This is a genomic window from Staphylococcus sp. HMSC034G07 (assembly GCF_001835975.1).
GTDB classification, from domain to species: domain Bacteria; phylum Bacillota; class Bacilli; order Staphylococcales; family Staphylococcaceae; genus Staphylococcus; species Staphylococcus ureilyticus.
On the sequence record NZ_KV826584.1, the window covers coordinates 52108 to 67112 of the forward strand.

15 protein-coding genes are annotated in these 15005 nt (G+C 32.5%); 4 read left to right on the plus strand and 11 right to left on the minus strand.

Annotated features, from left to right (window positions below; genetic code table 11):
- The first annotated feature begins 121 nt into the window (after positions 1 to 121).
- Complete coding sequence (locus tag HMPREF2586_RS00570) at positions 122 to 643, plus strand: DUF2529 family protein (RefSeq protein ID WP_046207745.1); 522 nt, start codon at positions 122 to 124, stop codon at positions 641 to 643.
- A 104-nt stretch (positions 644 to 747) separates the two neighbouring features.
- Here HMPREF2586_RS00570 and HMPREF2586_RS00575 read toward each other — a convergent pair whose 3' ends face one another.
- The 4 genes from HMPREF2586_RS00575 to HMPREF2586_RS00590 form a co-directional block, all read right to left on the minus strand.
- Positions 748 to 2358, minus strand: a complete 1611-nt coding sequence (locus tag HMPREF2586_RS00575; RefSeq protein WP_046207744.1) for a CTP synthase — start codon at positions 2356 to 2358, stop codon at positions 748 to 750.
- A 325-nt stretch (positions 2359 to 2683) separates the two neighbouring features.
- On the minus strand, positions 2684 to 3226 hold the full coding sequence (rpoE, locus tag HMPREF2586_RS00580; protein ID WP_019468279.1) for a DNA-directed RNA polymerase subunit delta: 543 nt from the start codon (positions 3224 to 3226) through the stop codon (positions 2684 to 2686).
- 115 nt (positions 3227 to 3341) lie between these two features.
- Positions 3342 to 4202: a GNAT family N-acetyltransferase gene (locus tag HMPREF2586_RS00585; RefSeq protein ID WP_046207743.1), complete on the minus strand. Its 861-nt coding sequence runs from the start codon at positions 4200 to 4202 to the stop codon at positions 3342 to 3344.
- Positions 4203 to 4288: 86 nt separating this feature from the next.
- Positions 4289 to 4654: a VOC family protein gene (locus tag HMPREF2586_RS00590; RefSeq protein ID WP_070657389.1), complete on the minus strand. Its 366-nt coding sequence runs from the start codon at positions 4652 to 4654 to the stop codon at positions 4289 to 4291.
- A gap of 91 nt (positions 4655 to 4745) precedes the next feature.
- On the opposite strand from HMPREF2586_RS00590, the gene coaW reads away from it, so the two are divergent.
- Positions 4746 to 5546, plus strand: coding sequence for a type II pantothenate kinase (gene coaW, locus HMPREF2586_RS00595; protein ID WP_070657391.1), 801 nt, complete (start codon positions 4746 to 4748; stop codon positions 5544 to 5546).
- Positions 5547 to 5687: 141 nt separating this feature from the next.
- On the opposite strand, the gene HMPREF2586_RS00600 is transcribed toward coaW, so the two are convergent.
- The 3 genes from HMPREF2586_RS00600 to HMPREF2586_RS00610 form a co-directional block, all read right to left on the minus strand.
- Entirely contained in the window at positions 5688 to 6353 is a 666-nt protein-coding gene (locus tag HMPREF2586_RS00600; RefSeq protein ID WP_070039528.1) for a DUF2750 domain-containing protein, read from the minus strand.
- Between the two features lie 164 nt (positions 6354 to 6517).
- Positions 6518 to 7711 (minus strand): L-aspartate--L-methionine ligase LdmS, encoded by a 1194-nt coding sequence (locus HMPREF2586_RS00605; protein ID WP_046207739.1) that lies wholly within the window; start codon positions 7709 to 7711, stop codon positions 6518 to 6520.
- On the minus strand, positions 7708 to 8892 hold the full coding sequence (locus HMPREF2586_RS00610; RefSeq protein WP_070657393.1) for a M20 family metallopeptidase: 1185 nt from the start codon (positions 8890 to 8892) through the stop codon (positions 7708 to 7710). The genes HMPREF2586_RS00605 and HMPREF2586_RS00610 overlap by 4 nt, the downstream gene beginning before the upstream one ends.
- Positions 8893 to 9144: 252 nt before the next feature.
- Here HMPREF2586_RS00610 and HMPREF2586_RS00615 point away from each other — a divergent pair, with 252 nt between their 5' ends.
- On the plus strand, positions 9145 to 9615 hold the full coding sequence (locus HMPREF2586_RS00615) for an S-ribosylhomocysteine lyase (RefSeq protein WP_046207737.1): 471 nt from the start codon (positions 9145 to 9147) through the stop codon (positions 9613 to 9615).
- 792 nt (positions 9616 to 10407) lie between these two features.
- Here the strand turns inward: HMPREF2586_RS00615 and HMPREF2586_RS00620 are convergent.
- The 4 genes from HMPREF2586_RS00620 to deoC form a co-directional block, all read right to left on the minus strand.
- Positions 10408 to 10761, minus strand: coding sequence for a DoxX family protein (locus HMPREF2586_RS00620; RefSeq protein ID WP_070657395.1), 354 nt, complete (start codon positions 10759 to 10761; stop codon positions 10408 to 10410).
- The gene (gene deoB, locus HMPREF2586_RS00625) at positions 10758 to 11945 is read right to left on the minus strand and encodes a phosphopentomutase (RefSeq protein WP_070657397.1); all 1188 of its coding nucleotides are present in this window, start codon (positions 11943 to 11945) and stop codon (positions 10758 to 10760) included. Before deoB ends, HMPREF2586_RS00620 begins: the two co-directional genes overlap by 4 nt.
- 11 nt (positions 11946 to 11956) lie before the next feature.
- Positions 11957 to 13258 carry a pyrimidine-nucleoside phosphorylase gene (locus HMPREF2586_RS00630; RefSeq protein ID WP_070657399.1) on the minus strand — a complete coding sequence of 434 codons (1302 nt, stop codon included), beginning with the start codon at positions 13256 to 13258 and terminating at the stop codon, positions 11957 to 11959.
- Positions 13259 to 13325: 67 nt separating this feature from the next.
- The gene (gene deoC / locus HMPREF2586_RS00635; protein WP_046207733.1) at positions 13326 to 13988 is read right to left on the minus strand and encodes a deoxyribose-phosphate aldolase; all 663 of its coding nucleotides are present in this window, start codon (positions 13986 to 13988) and stop codon (positions 13326 to 13328) included.
- 179 nt (positions 13989 to 14167) lie between these two features.
- Between deoC and deoD the strand changes: the two genes are divergently transcribed.
- Positions 14168 to 14878, plus strand: a complete 711-nt coding sequence (gene deoD, locus HMPREF2586_RS00640) for a purine-nucleoside phosphorylase (protein WP_046207732.1) — start codon at positions 14168 to 14170, stop codon at positions 14876 to 14878.
- Positions 14879 to 15005: the final 127 nt, after the last annotated feature.

Here is a 15005-nt window from a genome sequence, read left to right on the forward strand (position 1 = left end):
AATTTATTTTTTTAATTTATTTCATTTAAATCAGTCTTTAGCATTCATATTTTTATATAAAATTGCAATATTTTCTATCATTATTTAAAATAAGTTGAGTGAATAGATCGGAGGTACATATATGTCTAAAATTTTAAACACACAATTAAATGGTGTTTTCAATCGAATTGAAGCACAAGATTTAGATATTCAAATGGCAGCTCAATGCTTAATTCAAGCAATAGGTGGAGAAGGTAATGTGTTTGTTAAAGGTTATGGGGACTTGAATTTTTTTGAAAATTACATTTTAAATAGTAATGAAAAGTTAGAATCTAGTGTTGCATTATCCTCACTTAATACATTCGAAGATATTGACACAACAGATAGAGTGTTTCTTTTTTCCCCTTACTATACTGAGAATGTTGAAAATGATGTTAAGTCATTAATTGCAAATGATGTAGACTTTGTCTTAATTTGTAATAAACCAAAAACAGGAAATTTTCCAGATCATTTATTTCATTTTGTTAATCTAAGTACACCAAGACCTATTGTGTATACCGAAGATTACGATAAAATTGTTATACCACATCCAATTGCATTCAACTACATTTATTATGATATATATACACAAATGGTTGAAATGGTTAGAGATTTAAATCTTTAACATCTAAATCACTATTATTCTTCATATCTCATCTAATTTAATAAACAAACTAACTTTAAAAAGGCTGAAACGAATGTCATCGTTTCAGCCTTTTTAATCAATATTTACTTTGTTTGTTGATGATTCAATGATGCTTCTACAAATGCTTTGAATATAGGTTGTGGTCGATTAGGTCTAGATAAGAATTCTGGATGAAATTGACATGCAACGAAGAAATCATTTTCAGGAATTTCTACCATTTCAATCAATCTACCGTCTGGACTAGTTCCAGAGAAAATCATACCTTTTTCTTCTAGTTGATCTCTATATTCATTATTGAACTCATAACGATGACGATGTCTTTCTTCTATATCTACTGCGTCATAGATTTTATGCGCTAAAGTTCCTTCTTTAATATGACATGGGTATAGCCCTAATCTTAACGTACCACCTAAATCTTCAATGTCTTTCTGTTCGGGCAATAGGTCAATGATCGGATGTGGCGTTGAGGGATCTAATTCTGCAGAATGTGCATTTTCTAAGCCAAGTACATTTCTTGCAAACTCTACTGTAGCAAGTTGCATTCCTAAGCAGATACCGAAGTATGGTACATTATTCTCTCTCGCGTATTTGATAGCGGATATTTTTCCTTCACTTGCTCTGAATCCAAATCCACCAGGAACTAAAATGCCATCAACATCATTCAGTATATCATGTACATTTTCATCAGTTACCTCACTAGAATCTATCCACTTAACTTCAATATCCTTTTTAAATGGATAACCTGCATGTTTTAACGATTCAACTACTGATAAATAAGCATCTTGAAGACTTACATATTTACCAACTAAGCCGATAGTTATTTTGCCATCTAAACTGTTTACTGTATCTAGTAAATACTGCCATTCGTCTAACTGAGTTTCATACTTAGCGTTAAGTTCTAAGCGTTGAATTACAATATCATCCATGTCCTGCTTACTTAATTGTAATGGAATTTCATAAAGTGAATCTGCATCGCGACATTCAATGACACTTTCTTTGTTAATATCACAGAATAAAGCAATTTTATCTTTTAAATCTTGTGTTAATTCATATTCTGTACGTACTACGATTAAGTCTGGTTGAATACCCAACCCACGAAGTTCTTTAACACTATGTTGTGTGGGCTTGGTTTTCATTTCACCGGCAGCTTTTATAAATGGTAAAAGTGTACAATGTACGTACATGACATTTTCACGACCCAAGTCACTACGAATTTGTCTAATCGCTTCTATAAATGGTAATGATTCAATATCTCCAGTAGTACCGCCAATTTCAGTAATAACTACATCAGCATTCGTACTTTCTCCTGCTAAAAGTAAACGCTCTTTAATTTCATTTGTAATATGAGGAATTACTTGAACTGTACCACCAAGATAATCCCCACGGCGTTCTTTTTTCAAAACATGTGAATAAACTTTACCAGCAGTAACATTTGAATACTTATTTAAATTAATGTCAATAAATCTTTCATAATGTCCTAAGTCTAAATCTGTTTCCGCACCATCATCAGTAACAAATACTTCACCGTGTTGGTATGGACTCATTGTACCTGGGTCAACATTTAAATAGGGATCAAATTTTTGTATTGTAACTTTTAATCCTCTATCTTTTAATAAACGTCCTAAAGATGCTGCTGTGATACCTTTACCTAGTGAAGATACAACCCCACCAGTTACAAAAATAAATTTTGTCATTTTCTGCCTCCTATTATTAAAACAGTCATTCCCACAATACCAACAAAAATTTATGGCATGTTTCATTAATCATTGAAATAGTTATAATTTATGTAAACGTCTAAGCGTTATAATTTTTAAATGTCATTATATTCACTAAAAATAACGTCATAAATTAAAATTTTATAAAATTTGTATAGTCATTTAAATAAAAAAATCGCTCCCTCTCACAGCATTTGCAAGGGGGAGCGTATAACATTTATACACGTCGTCCTAATTAAAGGAGCCCGAATAAAATTTTATCATTTTCGCAGAAAAAGTCAAATGAATATTGATAGATTATTGATTAATTTTCTTCGTCTTCTTCCTCTTCATCATATTCATCTTCGTCTTCTTCTAAATCTTCATCTTCGTCATCGTCTTCATCAATAACGATTTCATTTTCAGGAATCTCTTCGTCAACTTCTTCTTCATCAGGTTCTTCGATTGTCTCTTGGTCATCAGTGACTGCTGGGATGTCATCATCGTCGTCTGCCTCATCTTCACCAAGTAATTTTAATGTTTTATCTTCTTCATCGTCATCGTCTAAAATGTCGAATTTTTGGATAGTTGGTGCTATTTTTTCTTCAATATCGGCAACTGAATACCAATCACGTAAGCCCCATATGTTTTCTCCAACATTTAGGAAACGACCATCTGTGTTTAAGTCTGTATAGAATTGAACAATTCTATTTTCAATTTCGTGGTCTTCGTAATGACCTAAAGCTTTAAATTCGTCAATAATATCATATAAGTTCATTGTATCGCCTTTTTCAAGTAATAATGTGTAGGCCATATCAATAAATGATTTCTCGTCAACCATTTCTTTAGTGTAATCTTGAATTCTCATTATTTATTCTTCCTTTCAGAGGCATTTATGCATTTATCCAAATCAGTACTATTCATCTTAAGTAATAATAACAAAAGTAAATTATAAATGACAATCCCTGATTTCGCAAACACTATTAATAATTAATATATTTTTCAAAAACAGAAAAATCTTCTGCCTTTTCAATTTCAACAAAATTACTGTTTATACATAGTGGTTTTAATTCATTATTTTCCCCATAAAGTGTAATCGTTATTAGCTTTATACCTTCAAAATGTTTTCGAATATATGTAGGTAATTGTCTCAATGCACTTTCCGCTATACCGTTATGTCTCTCTGCTTTATCAACTTCAATTGAATTAATATTCATACGCTGTTCATGTTGCTCAATTGCTATAAAACCTACCTTATTATCGTCTTTCATCATATCAATAATATGCACATCATAAGGTGATGTATCTCCATTTGCTGTTAGCTTTAAAGAAGATACATGTTTAGAATCTAAATCTAAATAATATAGACGTTCTTTGCCAATCGGGCCTTCTTCTTTTGTGGCAGCATGCATAAAACCTGCACGTTCATATACATTCCATGCACCTTTATTTTCCGCATCTACAACTAAGTATAAATGATTAAAATTTGGAAATAGCTTTTGAACATATTGTGGCAAATACATCATCATTTTTGTACCATACCCAAACCCTTGAAAATCTTCGTTTACAGATAAAGAACGAACATATATAACTTGTTTAGGTGTATCGTAGCCTTCATGTTGATAATATTGATGTAAGACAAAAAAACCTACTACTTCTCCTTCATCATTCAAAGCAATATTAGCTACTCGGTCGTTATCCTTCAACGCATCACTAAGCACATCTTTTGGCAATGAAGAATATATCTGTTGGCGCTCACTTAATTTAAAATGACAAACAGCTGATTTATATTTTTCTTCAAAAACTTGTATTGTAATATTTTCAAACGTTTCTTTAATAAACATATTATATCCCCTATTGTGTTTAACTTTTATTAGTTATTAATACCACTTTTACACTAGTATAATCGAAAGTTGAACATTTTGTCTTATTAGTCTAAGAAACAATTCATGAGCCAGTTGACTTCAAATTGGTCTTTCACTTGTCCATGCATCGCATTAAAAAATGTTTTAGACAGAGGCATATGTGCGTCTCCCGCTTCGCTTAATTTATCATATACTTGTTTTTGAGTTTTCAAATCGTCGAAAGTTAAAATTATATTTGTGTTGTCATTGCTCCATTCCCGTCCATATGTGCTGGAAATATGTAATACAACTGTTTCATTAATATGGAGCTCCGCGTGTAAAGTTTTACCGTTTGTTTCGTTTAATATTTTTTCGCTACCACCAAACGCATTTTTATAAAATGTTAATGCTTGTTCTACATCATCTACTTTAATAAAAGGGCTTAATTTCATTAAAACCATTCCTTTCTAATTTTCTATATTTGATTTTCCCTCATTTTATTATAATATAAGTTATAATGTAAATTTTTTAGGAGGTACACAGATGAAAATAGGCATTGATGCCGGCGGAACACTTATAAAAATTGTTCAAGATGATAATGGTAAACGACAATATACTACAAAATTAACTACTGAAATAAATGACGTCATTGAATGGTTGGAACAACAATCTTGTGAAAGTATTAGTTTAACAGGGGGGCAAGCTGGGACAATTCAAAATAGTTTAAATTGTGAATCTCGTATTTTTGTAGAGTTTGATGCTGCTGCAAAAGGCTTAGAACTCTTGTTAGAAGAACAAGGTCATCATTTAGAAAATTATATTTTTACTAATGTTGGTACTGGAACATCATTGCATTATTCAAATGGCAAAGAACAACAACGTGTTGGTGGTGTCGGTACAGGCGGTGGTATGATACAAGGTTTGGGTTATTTATTAACTGGATTAAAAGATTACAAACAATTGACAGATACTGCCCAAAAAGGAGATCGCGAATTTATTGATTTAAAAGTAAAACATATCTATAAAGATAGTGAACCTCCTATTTCAGGAGATTTAACTGCTGCTAATTTCGGTCATGTGTTACATAATTTAGACAAGGATTTTTCAGATTCTGACAAATTAGCTTCATTGATTGGTGTCGTGGGAGAAGTCATTACTACGATGTCTATTACAGTAGCGAGAGAATATGGTACAGAAAACGTAGCTTATATCGGTTCTTCGTTCCACAATAATCATTTACTTAAAGAAGTTGTAAAAGATTATACGGTATTACGTGGTTTTAAACCATTTTATATTGAACACGGTGCCTTTTCCGGTGCACTAGGCGCAATTCATTTAAGTTAAAAAAATACCATGACATAAATGTAAAGAATTGTTTTTTCTTTACTTATGTCACGGTAAAAAATGAACGTAATTATTCCGTTTGAATATCACTATTCATTCAAACGGAATAATTACTTCCAACAGTGCTTGTATTCAATGATATTAAAACGGTAATTGATCTAATACTTTCTGAGCTGAGACTACGGTACCTACAACGCCTGATTTCAAATCAATCGCTACTGCTTTGTCATCATCTCTTAAAGTATCTAACCATTCTGCGAAGACTTCACCTTCTATTTCAATAATATCGCATTCTTCAAAATCTTCATTTCTTACTTTTTCTGCCCTATTTCTAATACTCCACACCGGCATAATATGTGGTTTTTGATGCTCATCATCACTAATCATAATGAATTGTTTGGCATCTTTATTAGTTAAACCAAATACAGCATCTTCTTCTGCTACATCAATAACAAATTCTTTGAGACGAATTTCATCTAAATCTGACATCAATTCATTTGTAAAATCAATAATATTTACTAAATCACCATCTGTTTGAGATGAAGCATTCATCAACACTTCTTCACCTTCTGCAAACACATCATCCATTTCATATGTTACGAAACGATCAATATCAATTTTTTTAATCTTATCATAATCGGTGTCATGTTTATTTAAGAATGTTTCAGCTGTTTCTTTTTGAGTCCAAACACAAATGACATCTTTCCCTAAAATTTCATGTCTAATTAGTTGTTTTGACTTTGTTGCTATATAAAAATATTCATTTACCAGAATATCTTGAAAAAATGAACTTGCTTTATAAGACATAATCACACCTTCAATTCATTAAAATATTTAACTATATTTAAAATATAAATGAGTATAATACTATAGTCAATTAACGTCATACAATAAATATTAAAATTTTAATATATCTAAACAATAAACTAAGTTAACAAATCCTATTAACTGAATTTTTCCTATATTACTGATTATATTTTTAATTCTTTTAAAAATTGTTGTTCTAGTTTATCCACTTGTTCTTGAGACTGTCCATGCCAAATACATGCAAATCTTGAAGGAACGTTTTCATTATTATACCAATCACCATCATAATATGATAGCGGAAACAAGCAACCCTTACGAACATATTTTATAATTGTTTGAAAGAAATGTTCATTATCATGAGGTGCAATATAACTATAAAACTTTTGATATCCAGACTGAATTAATGGATCTAATAAAAGCATGCTTGTTGAGCCATTTTGTCTAAAATTTAAATCAATCGCAAATATATCACCGTGCTCATCTATAAGTAAATCAAAACCCGCAATGCCAAAATAACCTTTCGACACACCTATTTCCATGATTTCTTTGCCTGCTTGAATGACTGATTCAGGCACATCATGTACATTTTGATTACCACTATAATGTCCATATTTGTCTGTAATTTGCTCTGATGTACCTATATAGTGAATATCCCCTTCTTTTTCACATGCAAATTGCACGCAATAATTAGCTATTTCCTGAATTTTTTGTTCGATAATAATTGTGTCAGTCTCATCTTTTGCTTGTTCAATACGTGATTTTGCTTTAATCAAGTCCTCATCGTCATAACATATCATCACGCCATAACCGCCTGCAGTTGGTAAGTCATCACCAGGCTTCAAGACAAAAGGAAACGTCCAGTTTGTAATCGCATCTTCAAACGCTTCTACTTTTACCACTTCACGTGCAGGTAAATATTTTTGATTCGTCCATTCTGGAATGCGTGCTTTATTATTTAATGCAACAAAAATATCTTTATCCATTGCGTAATATTCTTTTTCTAAAATAGATTCACTATGAATATATTGAAAATAAATGCGTTTATTGTCTTGTTTGGCAAGTTTTTTTATTGTTTTTTCGTACGAAGTTTGATCATAAAAAGTATAGATATTGGTAGGCATTGGTTTGCCAATCAATTCCAATAACATTTCCAATTTCTTTGTGACACTTGCTTGATGCACAATAACAGGCATTTGATCAGCTATAATCAATTCCCTACCAGTCAAAAAATTAGATTGATGTTCCTCTGGTTCTAACCATGGATTGGAAATATAAGATGGTCTAGAAGTATATACGACATCATCATTGTATAAATCACTAAGTGTTAATTTAGGGTGTTGAGTACTTAGTTTTTTCATTTTTTGTTCCCCTTTATATATTGGTGCTGTTCAACTATTTCATTAAGTTCTGCTTGATTTTCTATTAATTCTAATCCCATTAATGCAAGGATTTTAGCACCTCTTATTAAAGCTTGATCTCCATGGGCACTTCCTGCCGCCTCTCGAAAACGATGTGTATGTCCCACTAAATTTCTAGAACCTATTTTAATATGAGGATGAATCGTTGGTACAACGTGACTTACATTACCCGTATCTGTCGAGCCAAAACCAAAATCATCATCTATCACTGCCTCTCCCATTTTCGTAGCATATTTTGCAAATAAATCATCTAATTTGGGTGTTTTAATAAATTCATTAACACCATTTTGTATGGGACCAAATTCATAGTCACATCCCGTTTGAATCGCGGCTCCTTTTGCAATTTGCCCTACTCTATCAGTTAAAATATCCAATTCTTTACGAGATGTTGCACGTGTATAAAAGCGCGCATGTGTGTAGTCTGGGATAATATTAGCAGCTTTTCCACCATCTAATATAACACCATGAACTTTTTGACTTTTTTTGATATGCTGTCTTAGCTGAGCCACGCCATTAAAATATGTAATCATTGCATCTAAAGCATTTCTTGCTTCTTCAGCATTCTCAGACGCATGTGTACTTTTACCATAAAATTTAATGTCTAAAACATCTACCGCTAATGTGTTAATTGTTTTGTAAGTTTCATTTCCGGGATGTACCATTAAAGCAACATCCATTTCATCTACAATACCTTCTTTAACGTAAGCAGCTTTTGCGCTACCATTGACACCACCCTCTTCGGCTGGACAACCAAGTATTACTACTTTTCCACCTGTTTGTTCAATCACTTGCTTCAAAGCTATACCAGCAAATGTACTTGCCGTACCTATAATATTGTGTCCACAAGCATGTCCTAAGCCTGGTAAAGCATCATATTCTGCTAAAAAACCAATAGTTGGTCCATCGATGTCTGAATCATAACGCGCAATAAAGCCTGTAGCATAACCTGCAATATTTGTTTCAACATCAAACCCATGCTTCTCTAAATCTTCAATTAACGTTCTTGAAGCAAATATTTCTTCATTACCTAATTCAGGTCTTTGATGAATAAGGTGACTCAATTCTATGTATGTTAATTTTTCATTTTCTATATAATCTAATATGATTTGTTCATGTGTCATTTTCAATACAACTCCCTTGTACTACAACATTTCACACGTATTATAAAACTTATAAATAAAGCATGTTTAATACTAAATGTGCAAAATACATTTTTATTATTACTTATTCTATCCGTTTTGATTAATTCTGTCATTATTTTTCTGAAATTTTAAAAAATGATATTTAGTTGTGTTTTTTTAAATTTATAGAAATTGTAAATAGCGTTACGTCTTGTTACAATTATGATAATTATTATTTTAGGAGGACATCACATGCCAAAAATGAACGTTGAAAGTTTTAATTTAGATCATACCAAAGTAGTAGCACCATTTGTTCGACTTGCAGGTAAAATGGAAGGTGCTAATGGAGATGTTATCCATAAATATGACATTCGTTTTAAACAACCAAACAAAGAACATATGGAAATGCCTGGTTTGCACTCACTTGAACATTTAATGGCTGAAAATATTAGAAATCATTCAGATAAAGTTGTTGATATAAGTCCAATGGGTTGTCAAACTGGTTTTTACGTATCTTTTATCAATCATAGTGATTATGACGATGTGTTAAGTATAATTGAACAAACACTTCAAGATGTATTATCTGCTACAGAAGTTCCAGCATGTAATGAAGTACAATGTGGTTGGGCTGCTAGCCATTCATTAGAAGGTGCCAAAGAAATTGCACAAGCATTTTTAGATAAAAAGAATCAATGGCATGATATTTATGGCGAAGGCAAATAATATCTTATTACCGTTGTAAAATAAGATACAAAAATCAAATTCAAAATATAAGTAACTATTTTTGAATAAGCACTGACAATATTCTAATTTATTTAATAAGATTGCTTGATTTGAATCGTTATCATCTAATGTCAAAATACACAAGAATCTGAGACATAAAACCTAGAAAAAAAGCACACAGATGATTTAATTAATACATCTGCGTGCTTTTTTATTATTCAATACTGCGGCGTATTATTGTTGGCTCGCTTGCTTAATAGGACGACTTCAGCCTGTCGTCTTCAGATTGTTCCGTTCCCTTAAGCGTCTCGTCAAAATACACCGTATTTATATGTAATTTCAAATTAAAATACTTTAAAAACAAGTCCATATTGGAATCTTTATTTCTTTGTATTAATGGCATTTAATGTAAAAAAGTAGTAACTCAATGCGCTAATGATAATTAAAACAAAATTGAAAAATGGTATTTTTTATATTTTTTCCATTTTTAAACGTTTATGTTTATCAGAAATATATTTTTGTAAAGTTTGAACATGCAACCGCTCAAATTATAAGGTTACCTTGGCTGTCCGCATGTTTCGACTCAGCTATAAAACTCTATTTTTAAAAGAAATGATGTTATCGTTTAAGTTTTGTTTTTCCAGTTTACACCATAACTATGATATATAAAACATAGAAAACGCCAATTTCTATATTAATTTAATAGAAATTGGCGTTTAGTCTATAATCAGAGCATTCTAACCATGGCGCTTTATAATGTATATCCAGTCACGCAACTATTGATTGTTCACTTTATAGTTTGTTCACGATTTTTATTAAGACAAATTGAAGTGGGATTCGACTGTATAACAAACTATTCGGTAGTTGTTTATCGCCTAGTGGCAATTTTTTTCTTGCCATATAAATATTTGCAGGCAATACTGCTAATAAAAACATATTAATCATTTTCTTGAGACATTGGCCAGGTCTATTAACTATTAAAAGCAAGCCAAAAATTATTTCGACTACACCCGAAATAATAACCGCAGATTTTCTAAGTGGTAAATATTCAGGTACAATTTTTCTAAAACGTGACTCATGTTTAAAATGTAAGACACCAATAATCATGAAGCCAAAGCCTAAAATCAAGCTTAATAACCGCTTCATTTATCGACACCCATTTCTTTTAAATAGCTTCGACCAAATTCTGGTAATGTAACGTCAAAATTATCCGCAATTGTAGCACCTATAGAGCTAAACGTATCGTCCGTAGATAGTTCATGGTAATCTTTTATTTTAGGACTAAACATTAGGACTGGGATGTATTCTCTTGTATGATCTGTCCCCGGTGCCGTAGGATCATTGCCGTGGTCTGCAGTAATGATTACTAAGTCGTCATCTTTAAGATGTTTGATAAGTTCTGGTAAACGCTCATCAAAATCTTTCAATGCCTCAGCATATCCATTTTTATCACGTCGATGTCCATACAGAGCGTCAAAATCCACTAAATTCAAGAAACTTAACCCCTTAAATTCACGTTGTACAGTTTCTATGAGCTTATCCATGCCATCCATATTGCTTTTTGTTCGAATTGCTTCAGTAACACCTTCACCATCATAAATGTCATTGATTTTTCCTAATGCAATCACATCAAATTGATTCTCTTTCAACTCATTCATCACTGTTCGTCCAAATGGTTTTAACGCATAATCATGTCGATTAGAAGTTCTTGTAAAAGCACCTGGTTCACCTACATATGGTCGTGCAATGATTCGACCAATTAAATATTTTGGATCTTTAGTTAGTTCTCTTACTTTTTCACAAATATCATACAATTCTTCGAGTGGAATAATATCTTCATGTGCCGCAATTTGAAGTACTGGATCTGCTGATGTATAGACAATCAGGTCTCCAGTTTTCATCTGATGCTCTCCCCACTCATCAATAATTTGTGTACCAGAAGCTGGTCTGTTTGCAACTACTTTTCGACCTGTCATCGTTTCAATTTCACTGATTAATTCTTGTGGAAATCCATCAGGATAAACTTTAAAAGGTTGCATAATATTTAAGCCCATAATTTCCCAATGGCCCGTCATCGTATCCTTACCTACAGAAGCTTCACTCATCTTAGTATAAAACGCTTCTGGTTTAGACACTTTTTCGACATTAGGTAATGCAGCGATATTACCTAGACCTAACCTTTGTAAATTAGGTAATGATTTATCAAAACCTTCAAGCGTATGCTTCAAAGTGTGACTGCCTTCATCATTAAATGCTTTTGCATCAGGCCCTTCGCCTATACCCACTGAATCCATGACAATTAAATGTACCCTTTTAAATGGTATAGTCATCATTCCATCTCCTATTCAGTAATTATTTTATGAATCAACGTAGGAACTTCGCCGTGCGAACTTATCGTAATGCTTTGATTTAATTTTTCCTTAACATCATTAATTTGCTCACGGTTACTATGAATCGTTAATAAAGCTTCGCCTTCATCAACTGAATCTCCTACTTTTTTGTGAAGGACAATGCCAACACTTAAATCAATATCATCTTCTTTAGTTTGTCTACCTGCCCCTAACATCATAGATGCAACACCGATTTCATTGGCAATAATTTCGGTTACTGTACCAGATTTTTGCGAAAGTAAATCAATTTGAAAACGCGCTTGTGGTAGTTTACTAACATCATCAACTACTGATCCATCACCGTCTTGATTTTCTAAAAATGTACGGAAACTTTCCAATGCTGAACCATCTTCAATTGCTTTTTCTAATAATGCTTGGGCTTCCTCTAAATCTTTAGCTTTGCCGCCAACCACTACCATTTGCGAACCTAAAGTCATAACTAACTCAGTTAAATCTTTTGGACCTTGACCTTTCAGTGTTTCAATCGCCTCTTTAACTTCTAAGGCATTACCTATTGCATTACCTAATGGTTGACTCATGTCTGAAATAATCGCCATCGTGTTTCGGCCAACATTATTACCAATACTAACCATCGCATGTGCAAGTGCTTCAGCATCTTCGATTGTTTTCATAAAGGCACCATTGCCTGTTTTGACATCCAATACAATAGCATCAGCGCCAGCGGCAATTTTTTTACTCATAATAGAAGATGCAATCAGTGGTATTGAATTAACTGTTCCAGTCACATCACGTAAGCCATAAAGTTTTTTGTCTGCCGGTGTTAAATTCCCAGTTTGTCCTATTACAGCTACTTTTGCTTCATTTACAAGTTCAACAAATTTATCTTCACTAATTTCAACGTGAAACCCTTCAACTGATTCTAATTTATCAATTGTGCCGCCAGTATGACCTAATCCTCTACCACTCATCTTAGCCACAGGAACACCAACAGAAGCTACTAATGGAGCTAATACTAGTGTAGTTGTATCTCCAACACCACCTGTAGAATGTTTATCAACTTTTAACCCATTAATCGCTGATAAATCAATCACGTCACCAGAATTAACCATTGCCATTGTAAGTGCTGCTCTTTCTTGATCATTCATATCCTGGAAAAAAATTGCCATCGCTAAACTCGAAGCTTGATAATCTGGTATTTCACCACTGGTATAAGCATTAATAAAGAATTCTATTTCTTCATTTGTTAAAGCTTGACCATCACGTTTCTTTTCAATAATATCTACCATTCTCATTTGAGTTGGCCTCCCCTGTTAGACATTTATGTCTTTATATGTCTCATTTTAAACTTAAAGATAGTGATTAATAATCTGAATTACTTTCTAATCCTTGGATGATCTGTACACCTGCACTAGCGCCAATTCGAGTAGCACCAGCTTCTAGCATTTTATTGAAATCTTCTAAGTTTCTGACACCACCTGAAGCTTTAACTTCTAATGCATCTCCGACTGTATCTTTCATTAATTTAACATCCTCAGGTGTGGCACCACCACCAGCAAATCCAGTTGATGTTTTCACAAAGTCAGCACCTGCTGCTTTACTGAGTTCGCAAGCTTTTACTTTTTCATCATCAGTTAAAAGGCAAGTTTCAATAATTACTTTTACCGTTTTACCATTAGCTGCTGCTACTACGCCTTCAATATCTTTTTGGACTTCATCATAACGTCCGTCTTTTAAGGCACCAATATTGATAACCATATCTACTTCTGATGCGCCATTTTTAATAGCATCTTCTACTTCAAACACTTTCACTTCAGTATTTGTAGCACCTAATGGAAAACCAATAACTGTACATACTAATACGTCAGTATCTTGTAATTTATCAGCTGCGTATTTAACATGTGTAGGGTTAATACACACTGACTTAAAATGGTATTCTGTTGCCTCATCAAGAATTTTATCTACTTGTGCTCTAGTAGACTCCGGTTTTAGTAAAGTGTGATCTATATATTTTGCATAATTCATTCTAATTCCTCCTAATATATTAACTGTATGAAATTATTCTAATTCTTGAAAGTCATTACTTTTCTAAAAAATTAATAACATCACAACAAGTGCTTTACCTCTATATTACAAAAATTCGCAAAAATAATAAACAAATGTTATCTTTATTTTGATAAAAGAATTTAAAGGAGAAGAAGTCTATGACAAAATCTACACCACATATTCAACCTAACGGAGTTAAAATTGCTAAAACTGTTTTAATGCCTGGGGATCCCTTGAGAGCTAAATATATCGCTGATAACTATTTAGAAGATGTAAAACAATTTAATGAAGTTAGAAACATGTTTGGTTATACAGGCACTTATAAAGGAAAAGAAGTTTCTGTTATGGGTTCTGGAATGGGTATTCCAAGTATTGGTATTTATTCATACGAACTATATAATTTTTTCAATGTCGACACAATTATTCGAATTGGATCATGTGGCGCTTTACAGGAAAACGTTAACCTATATGACATCATTATTGCTCAAGGTGCTTCTACGAATTCGAGTTATGTAGAGCAATATAATATTCCAGGTCACTATGCGCCTTTAGCTGATTTTGACTTAATGTTAAAAGCAAAACAAAAAGCGGATGAAATTGGTGCTACTACGCATGTTGGTAATATTCTTTCTTCAGACACATTTTATAATGCCGATCCAACATTTAACGAAAAATGGCAACGTATGGGCATCTTAGGCATTGAAATGGAATCTGCTGCATTATACTTAAATGCAACTTTTGCTAATAAAAAGGCTTTAGGCGTCTTCACTGTAAGTGACCATATTCTACGTGATGAAGCAACTACTGCAGAAGAACGTCAAAACTCATTTACTCAAATGATGGAAATTGCATTAGAAATTGCTGAATAAAATTTTATAGCGTTCATACATGAAGTAAGTTCTTATTTCTATCTCTATTACAAAAAAGACAGGAATCAAATGAAAAATTTGATTCCTGTCTTTTACTGTTTTAAATATAAATACTGTTTGTCTATCT